Origin of the sequence: Citrobacter enshiensis, from assembly GCF_029338175.1 — a bacterium.
Lineage (GTDB): Bacteria > Pseudomonadota > Gammaproteobacteria > Enterobacterales > Enterobacteriaceae > Citrobacter_D > Citrobacter_D enshiensis.
Genome location: NZ_CP119862.1, coordinates 3,617,978 through 3,633,829 on the forward strand (window position 1 = coordinate 3,617,978; position 15,852 = coordinate 3,633,829).

The following is a 15,852-nucleotide window of genomic DNA, read 5'->3' on the forward strand; positions in this document are numbered from 1 at the left end:
AAAGGAATAACTGATGAAGGGATGTCTGACCGGAGTGGCTTTATGGTTGTTTTCTGGCTGCGTGATGGCGACGCAGTTAGACATTAAGAACCTCAGCTTCAACTATCCTGAGAGCACGGAAATTCAGTATCGTCTCCCCTGGTTCACCTCAGCGGATAACCCACAAGCCGCAAAACGCATCAACGATTTTATCTTCTCCCGTTTTTTGAACCAGTTGCCGGGTAACGATCCGCAGGCCACGTTGAATAAACTGGCAAAAAGCGGCATTGATGCCACCGCCAATCTGGACTACACCGTCGAATATCGCGACAGCAAAATACTGACATTAAACCTTTTTGTGGAAGGCTGCGGCGCCTATTGCGAATCTTATAATGTTCCACTGAGCTTCGATTTAGCGAGTGGCGCGAATATCACCCTCGACGATCTGTTTTCCCCGGCCAGCATTGCCCAGTTAAACACCCGCGTCAGAAAAGATATTCGCTCCCAGATAACCGCCTTTGTTGATAAGCATAAGTCCGAGTCGTCAGAGCAAATCAAAGCGGAAAAAGGCGAAGATTTTAATTACGAAGAGTTCTATGCCTCATGCGCGACGTATGAGGGCGGGCTGTACTATGTTGATAATTTCTCGCTTCAGAAAGGCGATCTCGTCTTCATTAATGGACGTTGCAGCAACCATGCAAGCCGCGCGCTGGATGAGCTCGGTGATTTCACGACGAAAATCGCCGCCTCAACGTTACACGACCAACTGACCCCCTACGGGAAGTCACTGATTTCCGGTAACAGTGAAAAACCCCTCTCCCCTGCCCCCTCGCTTAACGGCAAGTTAGTCTACGGCACGTTGGGAAAAAGTATGCGCATCGTGATGAATATCACCTGTAATGAAGCATCGGCCAGCGGAGCCTATTTTTATGAAAAATACGGCTCACCTATCGAACTTACCGGCAAATGCGGCACAGAGAATCACCCGCACTATGAGCTGAGAACGAGCGTTTCTGCTGAAACCGAAGAGAAGATCACGCTGGATTTAAACAATGGCGTCTATCAGGGCGTCTGGGAATCGAACGGGAAAACGCTCCCCGTCCGCTTTGAATAACATTGTCATATTGCCGGATGACGGCGTAACACTCCGTCATCCGGCCTGCAAAAACACCGGGTTAGAAGAGGGAAAAGCATACCCGCTTAGAACCATGGCGCTCCGCTCATGACATTACTGTAAAACAGCATTCTTCCCGCCAGTTCGCCCGTCACAATAACGGCCCCCCACGCGTAAGCGCTTACCCCAACATTCAGGCGAGAAATGCCCCATACGGCAACACCGATACTGGCGAATAGCTGCCACCAGAACAGAGGACTTGAGGCATCGGCTCCCGGAACCTGGAAGCGGATCCACAACGCACCTGCGCTTAACAAAATTCCGATGATGATCCCCGCTTTGCATAAGATCGGGAATGCGTTATGCCAGTAGCCAAACGCCACTGCCACACTCACAAAACCGAGCAAAATAGCGGTTGCCAAAAAGCCGACCGGTGTGGCAATCGAAGACCAGAGCGGATGCAGCGCCATCTGATAATAAACCTGCGAAGACACCAGTATGGATACCAGACCCACAAGCGCAGTCATTCCCCCCAGAAGGCCAACGGCATGATGCTCAGGCTTAAACCAGCACAGCACGAACCAGCAGAACATCACGCCATTCAACGCAATAAACATCACCACTTCCCGACTGAGCCAGGACACACTTAATCCTGCCAGGGAGCGGTAAGCGCCTCCGGGAGATCCCAGATGCACCAACGACGCAAAAGAACCCAGCACTGTGATAATCCAGAACAACAGCGCCAGCATACGGTACTGTGTTGCACTGAATTTCTGCACACTGAAATGCTGACACAGCGTTAACGCCAGCACGCCACCGATTCCCCACTGCGCGAAGACGGTAAAAAAGACCAATGGCAATTCATAATGTCCCATTTTTCTCTCCTCAATCCTTTGGTGGAATAATGACAATGTTGGGCTGACTGATCGTGTGATCGGGCAGGTTGTAGCGTTTTTCCAGTGCCGCCCACTGCGTCGTATGTTCCTTACGCAACTCCGCTATCTCACCAAAGCGTAATACACCTGCCGGACAGGACTCCACACAACGTGGCTGTAAACCCTCATCAAGGCGTTCGGCGCACAGGTTGCATTTACTGGTTTTGCCTTCTTCGGGATCGTAAACCGGCGCACTCCACGGGCAAGCCATGATGCACATCCGACAGCCAATGCAGCGCTCGTGATCCTGTATCACGATGCCATCAGCCCGCTTCGTATAGGTTCCCGCTGGACATACTTTCATACACTGCGGATCATCGCAGTGATTGCACGACATGCTAATAAACGCCTGGGTGTTGGGTTCATCCGAATGACGTTCGCGAACCCGACGCCATAACACCCCAAGAGGGGTCATATTTTCCGATTTGCAGGCCATACTGCAGGTTTTGCAGCCATAGCAATTCTGCATATCAATAAGAAATCCATATTGTTTCATCACGATTATGCCTCCCTTCTCACATCCACCAGCGTACTGTTGCAACAGTGTCCATTCCCCAACACTTCCACCTGATCGTTAGTGACATGGCTGCTGCTTCCGCCCTGTTGTTCCCACCAACCGTTATCCAGACTCACCACCCCGCGTTTGATATGCGTGGTCACGTCGGCAATCGCCCGATGTTCACCGCGATGATTGAACACCACGACCCACTCTCCAGACTGAATCTGACGCTGACGGGCGTCTTCAGGGTGAATCATCACGTTCGGGCGGTTACGTTGAACCTCAAGGATCCATTCGTTCATGCCGTGACTGGAGTGCACGCTACGCGCCAGTTTGCGCTGCACCGCCATTAGCGGATACTGACGCGCCAGATCAGGCGAACCTTTTACCGACTCTTTCACCTGTTTCCAGGTCACCACGGGTAGGAAATTCTTTTTCGCCCACTCCTCTATGTACAAGTGCGCTTTGCCGGTCGACGTGCGGAACTGCCCGTCTTTAAACGGGATCCACTCTTCTTCAACAGGACATACCGGCCCTTTTTTCAACATTTCACGGGTAATGCCCGAGCCTTTAAGGCAGGTATCGATGTAGTGTTCAATGGGCTGGTTAAAGACCTCACCAAAGCCAAAGCGCTCGGCCAGGCGGGCAAAAATCCAGTAATCGGGTTTTGCTTCTCCCGGCGGCTCCACCGCTTTTTCCATCAATTGCACATAGTGACTGCGCACGCCCGCCATTAAGCTGACATCTTCAAAAATGGTCGTGACCGGGAGCACCAGATCGGCATACAACGCAGACGAACTCATGAGATTGTCGGCTACCACCACAAACGGCACTTTTTTAAAGGCTTCTCTGACCTGATTGGTATTCGGCAGTTGTGTCATGGCCCCCAGCGTCATGTTCCACCAGAACTTAATCGCGTGCGGTTTCTCGTTAACAACCCAGTCACCGATTTTAGGAATAGGAATGGAGGGAATTTTGGCGGCATTGGGGGCCGGAGGGACGATGGGCGAAAATTTTGCCATCTGTCTGACGCCACCAGCATCGCAAACCCCCGCCCCGGCTTTGCCGATATTGCCGGTGATCAGCGCGAGGTAAAACTGGCTGGCCGCAACGTAAGTGCCAAATTCGGTTCTCTGCGCGCCGGACATGTTCTGGACAATCATCGCCGGCTGCGTTGACGCGTAATCTCGTGCCAGGCGTAGCACCGTCTGCGCGGGTACATCGGTTTCTTCCTCTACCTTCTGCGCCGTCCAGGGCTTCGCCTGTGCCCATACGTTATCAAGCACGGTGGTAAAATCACTGCTGGCGGGCAATTCATCACTCAGCAATGCAGGCATGACGCCGGGTGCATCGTGGCGTTTCAGGGTCTGGGTCAACGTATCGAACACCAGATAGCTGTCCGCTTCCTTGGGGTCGGCACGCATCAACTGCTGCTGTTTGTCCACCAGATAAACCGCACCGGTATGCGCACGCAGGAAATCAGCGTCATAGCGTTTCTCCTGCATGATGATGTTGATCATCCCTAGCGCCAGCGCGATGTCGGTACCAGGCACAATCGGCACCCACTCGTCGGCTTTCGCCGCCGTTTCGTTAAATCGGGGGTCGATCACCACCAGTCGCGCGCCGTTGCGTTGCGCCTGTGAGTAATGTTTAAAATAGGCGTGCATGGTGACCGCCGGATTGTTTCCCCAGCACAGGATATAGCGGCTGTCCGCTATCGTGTCGCGGGTATCGGCATAGCGCAGGCCAACCATCGGCATCATGGCGGCGGTGACTGCGGCGCAACATAACGAGCCAGCCGTTTTTGTACTGCCACCGAGATAATCGAAGAAGGCTTTGCCCATATCATTCTTGATGGAGTCCATGTTCCCGGAAGCGGCGGTAAGGAGTAAACCTTTATTGCCGTCAGTGGCGATCGTTTCCCTGATTTTCTGTTCAATAAGATCCAGCGCGGCATCCCAGCTGATCGGCTTAAATTTACCTTCGCCTTTTTCGCCCGTACGCAGCAGCGGTTGCGTTAAGCGTAGCGGGTGGTAGACCCATTTCGTTCGGCTAATTCCCCGCAAACAGCACTTCACATTGAAGCCTTTCGTCGCTTCAATTTTCATTAAACGGTCTTTCCAGACATACGCCGTCAGGTTGCAGTGCAAACATTCCATCGCACAGGTCGACCGAAACGTCTGGTAATCCGCTTGCTTAAGACGAAATCGGGGTAAAGGAGAGCCGTTGGCCTGGCGTAGCGTCAGAAACGTCGATCCCAATGAGGACAACCCCACCACACCTAACCCTTTTAACAGGGTTCTTCTTTTTAATCGGATATTGCTCAATGCGTCCATGTTCTTGCCTCCCAGAAAAGTTCACCATTAGTTAATCCAGGTACACCATTAATTAACCTGATACAGGTCAACACCTAACCATTTAGGCGTGGAAATCTTTTTAAATTGCGAAGGCAGTAAGGATTTCAGCCGCGATGGTATACTCGCGGAGGATCAAAAAAGAGAACGCATATGGCTGAAACATCGCAAGGGGTAAATTCGGTTGATATCGCTGTCAACATTCTGACGTTTGTTGCCAGTCAAAACGGTCAGACGCGGGCAATAGATATCGCCACCGGATGCAATCTGTCCAAGAGTCGTTTACATAAGTATCTGGTTTCGCTCTGTCGAACCGGCATGCTGTATCAAAACGAGAAAGGACTTTATTCTCTGGGGACCACTACTTTGCAGCTGGCGGGGAATCAGGTTTACGAACGCGATCCTATCCGTCAACTTAATGATGTATTAATTGCTTTTCGTGATACCTATAACCGCTCAACCGGCGTCGTTGTTGCGACAAACGAAGGATTGGTGCTGAAACACTACAATCGCAGTTTCCGTAACGTGGATATAGATTTTCTGCCCAATACGCCCGTTCCGCTTGATGCCAGTTCAGCAGGGCAAGTGTTCATGAGTTACTCCCGCTATCAGGCGCAGAATCAGACGCAAGCGCAACTCATTGAACAGATACGGTCTCAGGGCTATGCGGTACGCCATAATCCGACGCAAGGGATCCCTGGCGCACAGTCGATTGCTTGCCCGCTACGGAATAAAAATGGAGAGCTGGTTGCGATTGCGGTGACGATGGGATTTTTCAGTACAGAAGCCATCCCGCAGATTGCCGACCAGTTGGTGAGAAGCGTCGCGGCGCTTCATTTGCAGGATTAAGTTTACCCCGGCGCAGATGGCCGGGGTAAACAACGATTACGGGCGATAGACCTTCACGTTCTCGAAGCCTTGCTCGCGCAGATACAGCGCCTGCAAACGACTCATCACACCGCGTTCGCACCACAGCAGCCAGGTTTTACTCTGGTCGAGATCGCCGAATTTGGTGCTCAGTTTGTAGAATGGCAGAGACACCACATCCACACCTTCAACTTTCAGCGGCTTGTCATCCTGCTCATCGATGGAACGAATATCCAGAATCACATCGTTAGGGCTAAAACCGCTGACGGTCTCAACTTCCACAACGTCTTGCTGGGTCTGCTGCGCAATATCGCGAATATCGACATTGTTCGCTTCTTCGACCACTTTATCGAGGATGCTAAAATCGAAATTCTCTTCTTCCGCTTCAATCTTCGCTTTGATCGCTTTCACCGTCGGGCTTTTCGAGATCACGCCGCAGTATTCCGGCATGGTCCGCGCAAAGTCTTCAGTACCAATCTGGCGCGCCAGGTTGATGATGTGCTCTTTATCGTAAGAGATAAGCGGGCGCAGGATCAGCGTGTCGGAGACGTTATCAATCAAACGCAGGTTGGTCAGCGTCTGGCTGGACACCTGGCCCAGCGCTTCGCCGGTCACCAGCGCCTGTACGCCATAACGTTCAGCCACTTTCGACGCCGCACGCACCATCATGCGTTTAAGTACCACGCCCATCTGGCCGTCATCCACTTTCTCGAGGATCTCGCCAACGACTGGTTCAAAGTTGATCGCAACAAAACGTACGCGGTGCGAACTGCCAAAGCGATTCCACAGATAATGAGCAACCTGACGTACGCCGATTTCATGGGCCGCGCCGCCGAGGTTAAAGAAGCAGTAATGCACGCGGCAGCCGCGACGCATCAGCATGTAGCTGGAAACGCCGGAGTCAAAACCGCCAGAAATCAGTGACAGGACATCTTCCTGGGTACCAATCGGGTAGCCGCCAATACCTTCGTAACGACCTTTGATCAGCAGCAGACGATCGTCTTCCACCTCCAGATGTACCGTCACATCCGGGTGGGTCAGTTTCACACGCGCGGACTCAATGTGCTGATTCAAACCACCGCCGACATAACGTTCGACTTCAATAGAGCTGAAGGGGTGTTTACCACGACGCTTGACGCGGACGCAGAAGGTTTTGCCTTCCAGTTGGTCGCGATACTGGACCAGCGCCTTCTCGAAGATATCGTGCATGTCGGTGAACGGCACGTCTTCCACTTCGAGAATATGGTGGATACCCGGAATGCGGGTCAGCGCGTCGCGGATCGCCAGACGCTGGTTTTCATCTTTGGCGCGAACCTCGATATTGTCCCAGTGGCGGACAACGGCAAGCGTCTCGTCATAGTGCTTTAAAACGTTACGGATGTTTCCGGTCAAAATTTTTATAAAGCGCAAACGCACAGATTGGCTTTTGATGGTGATTTCCGGGAACAATTTAATGATAAACTTCATGGCGGCAATGGTTCGTTGGCAAGTCTAAAGGACTTGTTATGGGAAAAATACAGCAGCCCACACCTGCGGCTGCATCCAGGGGCGCAAGTATACCACCATCGCGCGCCTCCTGCGCACATTGCGCGTTATTTGATAATTGCCCTGAGTCCGTTACCATGGTGGGGCTGAAAATATTGAGAGTCAGACATTCATTATGCCGAAGAAAAACGAGGCGCCCGCCAGCTTTGAAACAGCGCTGAGCGAGCTGGAACAGATTGTTACCCGTCTGGAAAGTGGCGACCTGCCGCTGGAAGAGGCGCTGAACGAATTCGAACGTGGCGTGCAACTGGCACGTCAGGGGCAGGCTAAGCTGCAGCAAGCTGAACAGCGCGTGCAGATCCTGCTGACTGATAATGAAGACGCCTCACCCACGCCTTTTACACCGGACAACGAGTAAGTAAATGGATTTTACGCAGCAGTTACAGGCTTGCGTTGAGCAAGCAAACCAGGCGTTGAGTCGTTTTATCGCACCACTGCCCTTTCAGAACACTCCCGTGGTTGAAACCATGCAGTATGGCGCACTATTAGGCGGTAAGCGCCTGCGCCCGTTCCTGGTTTACGCGACCGGTCAGATGTTTGGCGTCAGCATCACTACGCTGGATGCCCCGGCAGCCGCCGTTGAGTGCATACATGCATATTCATTGATCCATGATGATTTACCGGCGATGGACGACGATGATCTGCGTCGCGGTCTGCCGACCTGTCATGTAAAATTTGGTGAAGCCAATGCGATCCTGGCCGGTGATGCCCTGCAAACCCTGGCATTCTCCATCATCAGCGACGCGCCGATGCCGGAAGTGGCCGATCGCGACCGTATCGCCATGATCTCAGAACTGGCGAACGCAAGCGGCATCGCGGGCATGTGCGGCGGCCAGGCATTGGATCTTGATGCCGAAGGAAAACAGGTCCCGCTGGAAGCGCTGGAACGAATCCATCGCCATAAAACCGGCGCCCTCATCCGCGCCGCGGTTCGTCTCGGTGCCCTAAGTGCCGGAGAAAACGGACGAAATGCCCTGCCGATACTCGATAAATACGCAGAAAGTATCGGCTTAGCCTTCCAGGTTCAGGATGACATTCTGGATGTGGTGGGCGATACTGCAACGTTGGGTAAACGTCAGGGGGCTGACCAGCAACTTGGCAAAAGTACCTATCCTGCACTTTTGGGTCTTGAGCAAGCCCGCAATAAAGCCCAGGATCTGATTGATGACGCGCGCCAGTCTTTACGTCAACTGGCCGCATTATCACTCGATACTTCGGCACTGGAAGCGCTAGCGGACTACATAATCCAGCGTGATAAATAATTGACTACCCTGAGCAATGAATTGCCGTGGACACACGGCAATTTGGGTAAACAAACGATGAGTCTCTGATGAGTTTTGATATAGCCAAATACCCTACCCTGGCACTGGTCGATTCCACCCAGGAGTTACGCCTGCTCCCGAAAGAGAGCCTGCCGAAACTCTGCGACGAGCTGCGCCGCTATTTACTCGACAGCGTAAGCCGTTCGAGCGGACACTTCGCCTCCGGGCTGGGCACGGTGGAACTGACCGTGGCATTGCACTATGTCTACCATACCCCGTTTGACCAGTTGATCTGGGACGTGGGGCATCAGGCTTATCCGCACAAAATTCTCACCGGTCGCCGCGATAAAATCGGCACCATTCGCCAGAAAGGCGGTTTGCACCCCTTCCCATGGCGCGAAGAGAGCGAGTACGACGTATTGAGCGTCGGTCACTCTTCCACCTCCATCAGCGCCGGAATTGGTATTGCCGTTGCCGCTGAAAAAGAGGGTAAAGACCGCCGCACCGTCTGTGTGATTGGCGACGGCGCCATCACCGCAGGGATGGCGTTTGAAGCAATGAACCATGCGGGCGATATCAAGCCGGACATGCTGGTCATTTTGAACGACAACGAAATGTCGATCTCCGAGAATGTCGGCGCACTGAACAATCATCTGGCGCAGCTGCTTTCCGGCAAGTTGTACTCTTCTCTGCGTGAAGGCGGAAAGAAAGTCTTCTCCGGCGTACCGCCGATTAAAGAGTTACTCAAACGCACCGAAGAACATATCAAAGGTATGGTCGTCCCCGGCACGCTGTTTGAGGAGCTGGGCTTTAACTACATCGGGCCGGTCGATGGTCACGACGTCGTCGGACTCATCACCACGCTGAAGAACATGCGCGACCTGAAAGGACCGCAGTTCCTGCATATCATGACCAAGAAAGGTCGTGGTTACGAACCCGCAGAAAAAGACCCGATTACCTTCCACGCCGTCCCTAAATTTGATCCTTCCAGCGGTTGTCTGCCCAAAAGCAGCGGCGGCCTGCCGAGTTACTCGAAAATCTTCGGCGACTGGTTGTGTGAAACGGCGGCCAAAGACAACAAACTGATGGCCATCACGCCGGCGATGCGTGAAGGTTCCGGGATGGTGGAGTTCTCGCGTAAATTCCCCGATCGCTATTTCGATGTGGCGATTGCTGAACAACACGCGGTGACCTTTGCAGCCGGTCTGGCGATTGGCGGTTATAAGCCGGTGGTGGCGATTTACTCTACCTTCCTGCAACGCGCCTACGATCAGGTGCTGCACGATGTCGCGATTCAAAAACTGCCGGTCCTGTTTGCTATCGACCGGGCGGGGATTGTGGGTGCTGACGGACAAACACATCAGGGGGCGTTCGATCTCTCCTTCCTGCGCTGCATTCCGGAAATGGTCATCATGACGCCGAGCGACGAAAACGAATGTCGCCAGATGCTCTTCACCGGCTATCACTACAGCGAAGGTCCTGCCGCCGTACGTTACCCACGCGGTAATGCGGTAGGCGTTGAACTGACGCCGCTGGAAAAATTGCCGATAGGCAAAGGGATCGTCAGACGCCACGGTGAAAAACTGGCGATTCTGAATTTCGGTACGCTGATGCCAGAAGCGGCCAAAGTGGCGCAGTCACTCAATGCGACCTTAGTCGATATGCGTTTTGTAAAACCACTGGATGAAACGTTGATTCTGGAAATGGCGGCTCGCCATGAGGCGATGGTCACCCTTGAAGAGAACGCCATCATGGGCGGCGCAGGCAGTGGTGTCAACGAAGTGCTGATGGCGCATCGTAAACCCGTGCCGGTGCTTAACCTCGGTTTGCCAGACCATTTCATCCCACAAGGGACCCAGGACGAAGCCCGCGCAGAACTGGGGCTCAACGCTGAAGGTATTGAAGCCAGAATCAAAGCCTGGCTGGCGTAACTCCCCCCTCACTCCTGCTATGCTTGAAAGATGAACAGCAAAGCAGGAGTGGTATCATGCAATACAATACGTTAGGAAAAACGGACCTCCGGGTCTCTCGCCTCTGCCTGGGCTGCATGACGTTCGGTGAACCGGATCGCGGCAATCACGCCTGGACGCTGCCGGAAGAAAGCAGTCGCCCCATCATTCAACGCGCACTGGCTGGCGGCATTAATTTCTTCGATACCGCCAACAGTTATTCCGACGGGAGCAGCGAAGAAATTGTCGGTCGCGCCCTGCGGGATTTTGCCCGTCGCGAAGACGTTGTGGTCGCGACCAAAGTCTTTTATCCCGTCGGCGACCTGCCGGAAGGATTGTCCCGGGCGCAAATCCTGCGTTCAATTGATGACAGCCTCACCCGCCTTGGTATGGACTATGTCGATATCCTGCAAATTCACCGCTGGGACTACAACACGCCCATTGAAGAGACGCTGGAAGCCCTGAACGACGTGGTAAAGTCCGGCAAGGCACGCTACCTCGGCGCCTCTTCCATGTACGCGGCGCAATTCGCTCAGGCACTGGCACTGCAAAAACAGCATGGCTGGGCGCAGTTCGTCAGCATGCAGGATCACTACAACCTGATCTATCGTGAAGAAGAGCGCGAAATGCTGCCGCTGTGTTACCAGGAAGGCGTGGCGGTGATCCCCTGGAGTCCGTTGGCGCGTGGACGCCTGACGCGGCCCTGGGGTGAAACCACCGCCCGTCTGGTCTCCGATGATGTAGGCAAAAATTTGTACAATGAGAGCGATGAAAATGACGCGCAAATCGCCGCACGTCTGGCTGGCGTCAGTGAAGAGCTTGGCGCGACGCGTGCCCAGGTCGCACTGGCCTGGCTGCTGAGTAAACGTGGCGTCGCTGCACCGATTATCGGTACCTCACGCGAAGAACAACTCGATGAACTGCTGAATGCCGTGGACTTAACGCTGCAACCAGAACAGATTGCCGAACTGGAAACACCGTACAAACCGCATCCGGTGGTGGGGTTTAAGTAATGTGATAATGCCCGGTGGTGCTACGCTTACCGGGCCTACGCTGGCGCGGTGCAAACCCGTAGGCCGGATAAGGCATTCATGCCGCCATCCGGCAATATACGCGCTTAAATCAACCCAATCGGCCAGTGATGTCCGATGAAATACAGGATCCCGGCGGAAATCACGCCCGCGACGATATCATCGACCATAATTCCCATCCCGCCATGGACGTTGCGGTCAAACCAGCGGATCGGCCAGGGCTTCCACATATCGAGAATACGAAAAATCACAAACCCTGCGGCCACCCACTGCCAGGCCGTGGTGGGCAACGCCATCAGGGTTATCCACATCCCGATAAACTCGTCCCATACAATGCTGCCGTGATCGTGCACGCCCATATCTTTCGCCGTCTGATGGCAAAGATAAACACCGATACAGATCCCCAGCATCACCACCAGAGAATAAAGCTGCCAGGGTAAAAATGTCATCAGATACCAAAACGGGATCGCCGCCAGCGATCCCATGGTACCCGGCACGACAGGACTAAGCCCGCTGCCAAATCCTGTCGCCAATAAATGCCACGGATTACATAGCGTTAACCGACTTTTCGCGACATCTTTATGGCGTGGCAAAATGGTCATATCCTTTCCAGTCAAAGGTGACAGGATTTCCGTCACGCACAAAATTCATGCCTTCCACATCTGCGCTCATTTGCCCGATGCAGGTAAACGGTACGCCAAGCTGACCAATGGCCACATCCAGCGCACCCCGGTTAATTTCCGGGACGGTAAAGCATAACTCGTAGTCTTCACCGCCAGAGAGCGCCCAACGCAGAGCCTGATCTGGTGCCACATGACGGGAGAGCGCATCGGAGTACGGTAACGCGTCCACCTCAACGCGAGCCCCACAGCCGCTGGCCGTGACGATATGCCCCAAATCGGAGATCAGTCCATCGGAGAGATCGATAGCCGCGCTCGCCAGATCGCGCAGCGCCTGGCCGATCAAAATACGCGGCATGGGGCGTAAATGACGCTTCAACAGATACTCTGCGTCATTCGCCTCTGCGACCTGTAATCGATTCTGTAAAATCGCCAGCCCTGCGGCACTGTCACCCGGCGTCCCGGTAACGTAGATCCAGTCGCCCGGTTTTGCGCCAGAGCGTTTTAAGGCTCGCCCCACGGGGACATAACCATGGATACCCAGCGTCATCGACAACGGTCCACGTGTGGTATCGCCGCCGATCAACTGCATATCGTAATAATTGAGTTGTTCAAACAGGCTGTCACTGAAGGCGGCAAGCCACGCTTCATTCACCTCGGGGAGCGTCAATGCCAGCGTTAACCAGGCGGGGTCGGCCCCCATCGCAGCCAGATCGCTTAAGTTTACCGCCAGCGCCTTATAGGCCAGATCGGCAGGATCAATATCAGGAAGGAAGTGGTTACCCGCCACCAGCGTATCGGTGCTGATCGCCAGGGTCTGTTTTTCAGGGATATTCAGGAGAGCGCAATCGTCACCAATGCCGGTCTCGACATCGAGACGAGAGCTTCTTACACGATCAAAATAACGGGCAATCAGGGAGAACTCGCCGCATGCCATACGTTATGCCTCAGCAGGAAAAAAGAAAAGGCCGCCAGGCAAACGGAAACATCCCGCTCTTCTGACGGCCTGCAGATTACTTTTTGTTGGGGCGAATCACAGGTGCTGCTTTATCCAGTACGCCGTTGACGAACTTGTGGCTATCTTCGGCACCGAAGGTTTTCGCCAGCTCGATAGCTTCGTTAATGGCCACTTTGTATGGCACATCCTGACGTTTGGACAGTTCAAACAGCGCAATGCGCAGCACCGCTTTTTCTACCTGACCCAGCTCTTCCAGCAGGCGGGACAGGTACGGCTTCATCAGACCGTCGAGATACGCGCTATTAGTCGCCACTCCCGACAGCAGTTCACGGAAGTACAGGACGTCAACGTCTTTGACGTCTTGTTCCGCCAGGAACTGGTATTCAACATCAGCGATGTCGTTCTGGGACAACTGCCAGGAGTAGAGCGCCTGGACGGCACACTCACGGGCGCGGCGACGAGCAGCAGGTTTCACGGATTTCCCCTTACAAAAATCAGGCCTTAATGGCTTTCAATACATTAATCATTTCAAGCGCGGTCAGTGCAGCTTCAGCGCCCTTATTACCGGCTTTAGTGCCAGCACGTTCAATAGCTTGTTCAATACTTTCAGTGGTGAGAACACCAAAGGCTACCGGGATTCCGCTTTCCTGAGCGACATGCGCCAGGCCATTGCTTGCCCCGCCAGCGACATATTCGAAGTGTGCAGTACCGCCACGGATAACCGTACCCAGCGCAATCACCGCGTCATATTTACCGGTTTTTGCCAGTGCGCCTGCCGCCAGCGGCAACTCATACGCGCCCGGAACCCAAACGACAGTAATGTTTTCATCTTTTACCTGGCCAATACGTTTCAGGGCGTCAATCGCACCTTCGAGCAGGCTGTCATTGATAAAGTTGTTGAAACGCGCAATGGTGATGGCGACGCGAGCGTCCGGGGTAGCAACGTTAGCTTCAATAATGTTCATACTCTTCCTTCGGGTTCATTTGTGGCCCCGCAGGGGGGCGGATTTTATCATAATATTTTGTGCGCTGCTTCCCTTTCGAACCGGGAGATCATGCGCCCACTAAATGCAGGCAAATATCCGGACCTACATGGCGTATCTCGTTGAATTTAAAATGGGGGGCCTCACTTAATTTCTCAAGCCCCGGCAGTACACATAATCCTCGGGCGTCGCTTCCTAACAGTTTAGGTGCAACATAGACGATAAGCTCATCCACTAATCCGGCCTGTAACAATGCCCCTGCCAGCGTCGGCCCCGCTTCGACCCAGAGACTGTTAATCTGCTGTTTGCCGAGCTGCATCATCAGCAGGACAAGGTCAAGATGACCGTTGTGCTCTGGGGTAATGATTGACTTCACGCCTTCCGGCCAGTGGCGATCGTCGCTGTGCGTACGGGCAAACCAGGTTTCACCCGGCTGCTGCACAATGCGATGTTCGGGGGTGACACGGTTCTGACTGTCGATAACAATGCGCACCGGCTGGCGCAGATATTCCTGCGGATAAACCGCCTGCGTATCCGCGTCCAGTTCATCCCAGCGCACCGTTAATGCCGGATCGTCAGCCAGTACCGTCGCACTGCTGGTCAGAATCGCATGGCTTTGCGCGCGCAGACGCTGCACGTCACGCCGCGCCTGTGGCGAGGTGACCCACTGGCTTTCGCCGCTGGCCATCGCCGTACGGCCATCGAGCGAGGCGCCAAGCTTCAGCTGGATATACGGAAATCCCGTGCGCATCCGCTTGAGAAAACCTTTATTCAACGCTTCCACGTCGCTCATCATCAGCCCGTGGCTCACGTCAATGCCTGCCTGTTGCAGACGATACAGTCCGCGCCCGGCAACCTGCGGGTTGGGGTCCTGCATGGCCGCGACGACGCGGGTGACACCTGCTGCCACTAACGCGTCACAGCATGGCGGCGTACGGCCATGATGGCTGCACGGTTCCAGCGTGACATACGCGGTGGCGCCTTTGGCTTTCTCACCCGCCATGCGCAGCGCATGGACTTCAGCATGAGGTTCACCGGCGCGGTGATGATAGCCTTCGCCGACAATCTCGCCCTCTTTGACAATCACGCAACCGACGTTCGGGTTGGGATGCGTGGTAAAACGCCCGCGCGCAGCAAGTTTCAGCGCTCGCGCCATGTAAAACTCATCCAGCATGGCTTAGTCCTGTAGGCGAGCGATCTCTTCGCCGAATTCTTTGATATCTTCAAAACTGCGGTACACGGAGGCAAAACGGATATAGGCAACTTTATCGAGCTTTTTCAGTTGCTCCATCACCAGATTGCCGATCATCTTACTGGGGACTTCACGTTCCCCGGTGGCGCGCAGTTGCGATTTAATGTGATTTAACGCCATTTCTACGTCATCGGCGCTGACCGGGCGTTTTTCCAACGCTCTGAGCATACCGCTACGCAGTTTCTCTTCGTTGAACGGTTCACGGACATCGTTACTTTTTATCACGCGCGGCATCACAAGCTCCGCGACTTCAAACGTGGTGAAACGTTCATTACAGACCAGACACTGCCGACGGCGGCGTACTGAAGAGCCCTCGCCGACAAGACGAGAGTCAATAACCTTAGTGTCTACGGCGAAACAGAATGGGCAATGCATACGGCGTCCTGTACCTCAGTGGTTAACGAAATCTATTTTACCCTGAACTGACGTGACAACAAAGGCAGAGCGCTTTTGAGACAAAGGATCTATGCCTTTGCTCACGTAGAGACCTACCATTAGGTTATC

16 protein-coding genes are annotated in these 15,852 nt (G+C 53.9%); 6 read left to right on the forward strand and 10 right to left on the reverse strand.

Annotation, left to right across the window (positions count from 1 at the left end):
* Positions 1-13: 13 nt before the first annotated feature.
* Positions 14-1,093 (forward strand): hypothetical protein, encoded by a 1,080-nt coding sequence (locus tag P2W74_RS17350; protein ID WP_276292587.1) that lies wholly within the window; start codon positions 14-16, stop codon positions 1,091-1,093.
* Between the two features lie 86 nt (positions 1,094-1,179).
* Here P2W74_RS17350 and P2W74_RS17355 read toward each other — a convergent pair whose 3' ends face one another.
* The 3 genes from P2W74_RS17355 to P2W74_RS17365 are packed head-to-tail and all read right to left on the reverse strand — an operon-like array spanning position 1,180 to position 4,863.
* Positions 1,180-1,968, reverse strand: a complete 789-nt coding sequence (locus P2W74_RS17355) for a dimethyl sulfoxide reductase anchor subunit family protein (RefSeq protein WP_276292588.1) — start codon at positions 1,966-1,968, stop codon at positions 1,180-1,182.
* A 10-nt stretch (positions 1,969-1,978) separates the two neighbouring features.
* Positions 1,979-2,527 (reverse strand): 4Fe-4S dicluster domain-containing protein, encoded by a 549-nt coding sequence (locus P2W74_RS17360; RefSeq protein WP_328517915.1) that lies wholly within the window; start codon positions 2,525-2,527, stop codon positions 1,979-1,981.
* Between the two features lie 2 nt (positions 2,528-2,529).
* A complete protein-coding gene (locus P2W74_RS17365; RefSeq protein WP_276292589.1) occupies positions 2,530-4,863 on the reverse strand; it encodes a molybdopterin-containing oxidoreductase family protein in 2,334 nt (777 codons plus the stop codon).
* A 171-nt stretch (positions 4,864-5,034) separates the two neighbouring features.
* Here P2W74_RS17365 and P2W74_RS17370 point away from each other — a divergent pair, with 171 nt between their 5' ends.
* On the forward strand, positions 5,035-5,730 hold the full coding sequence (locus tag P2W74_RS17370) for an IclR family transcriptional regulator (protein ID WP_276292590.1): 696 nt from the start codon (positions 5,035-5,037) through the stop codon (positions 5,728-5,730).
* Positions 5,731-5,766: 36 nt separating this feature from the next.
* Here P2W74_RS17370 and thiI read toward each other — a convergent pair whose 3' ends face one another.
* On the reverse strand, positions 5,767-7,215 hold the full coding sequence (thiI, locus tag P2W74_RS17375; RefSeq protein WP_276292591.1) for a tRNA uracil 4-sulfurtransferase ThiI: 1,449 nt from the start codon (positions 7,213-7,215) through the stop codon (positions 5,767-5,769).
* Between the two features lie 193 nt (positions 7,216-7,408).
* Between thiI and xseB the strand changes: the two genes are divergently transcribed.
* From xseB to yajO, 4 genes are all read left to right on the forward strand, one after another.
* A complete protein-coding gene (gene xseB, locus P2W74_RS17380; protein ID WP_192611365.1) occupies positions 7,409-7,651 on the forward strand; it encodes an exodeoxyribonuclease VII small subunit in 243 nt (80 codons plus the stop codon).
* Positions 7,652-7,655: 4 nt separating this feature from the next.
* Positions 7,656-8,555, forward strand: a complete 900-nt coding sequence (gene ispA / locus P2W74_RS17385; RefSeq protein ID WP_162378961.1) for a (2E,6E)-farnesyl diphosphate synthase — start codon at positions 7,656-7,658, stop codon at positions 8,553-8,555.
* Positions 8,556-8,623: 68 nt separating this feature from the next.
* Positions 8,624-10,486: a 1-deoxy-D-xylulose-5-phosphate synthase gene (dxs, locus tag P2W74_RS17390; protein WP_276292592.1), complete on the forward strand. Its 1,863-nt coding sequence runs from the start codon at positions 8,624-8,626 to the stop codon at positions 10,484-10,486.
* 56 nt (positions 10,487-10,542) lie between these two features.
* Entirely contained in the window at positions 10,543-11,517 is a 975-nt protein-coding gene (gene yajO / locus P2W74_RS17395) for a 1-deoxyxylulose-5-phosphate synthase YajO (protein WP_276292593.1), read from the forward strand.
* Between the two features lie 104 nt (positions 11,518-11,621).
* Here yajO and pgpA read toward each other — a convergent pair whose 3' ends face one another.
* From pgpA to nrdR, 6 genes are all read right to left on the reverse strand, one after another.
* On the reverse strand, positions 11,622-12,137 hold the full coding sequence (gene pgpA / locus P2W74_RS17400) for a phosphatidylglycerophosphatase A (RefSeq protein ID WP_192611362.1): 516 nt from the start codon (positions 12,135-12,137) through the stop codon (positions 11,622-11,624).
* The gene (gene thiL, locus P2W74_RS17405) at positions 12,115-13,092 is read right to left on the reverse strand and encodes a thiamine-phosphate kinase (protein WP_276292594.1); all 978 of its coding nucleotides are present in this window, start codon (positions 13,090-13,092) and stop codon (positions 12,115-12,117) included. Before thiL ends, pgpA begins: the two co-directional genes overlap by 23 nt.
* A gap of 76 nt (positions 13,093-13,168) precedes the next feature.
* The gene (gene nusB, locus P2W74_RS17410; protein WP_192611360.1) at positions 13,169-13,588 is read right to left on the reverse strand and encodes a transcription antitermination factor NusB; all 420 of its coding nucleotides are present in this window, start codon (positions 13,586-13,588) and stop codon (positions 13,169-13,171) included.
* 19 nt (positions 13,589-13,607) lie between these two features.
* Entirely contained in the window at positions 13,608-14,078 is a 471-nt protein-coding gene (ribH, locus tag P2W74_RS17415; protein ID WP_203358681.1) for a 6,7-dimethyl-8-ribityllumazine synthase, read from the reverse strand.
* An 88-nt stretch (positions 14,079-14,166) separates the two neighbouring features.
* A complete protein-coding gene (ribD, locus tag P2W74_RS17420) occupies positions 14,167-15,270 on the reverse strand; it encodes a bifunctional diaminohydroxyphosphoribosylaminopyrimidine deaminase/5-amino-6-(5-phosphoribosylamino)uracil reductase RibD (protein WP_276292595.1) in 1,104 nt (367 codons plus the stop codon).
* A gap of 3 nt (positions 15,271-15,273) precedes the next feature.
* Positions 15,274-15,723, reverse strand: coding sequence for a transcriptional regulator NrdR (nrdR, locus tag P2W74_RS17425; RefSeq protein ID WP_162378968.1), 450 nt, complete (start codon positions 15,721-15,723; stop codon positions 15,274-15,276).
* Positions 15,724-15,852: the final 129 nt, after the last annotated feature.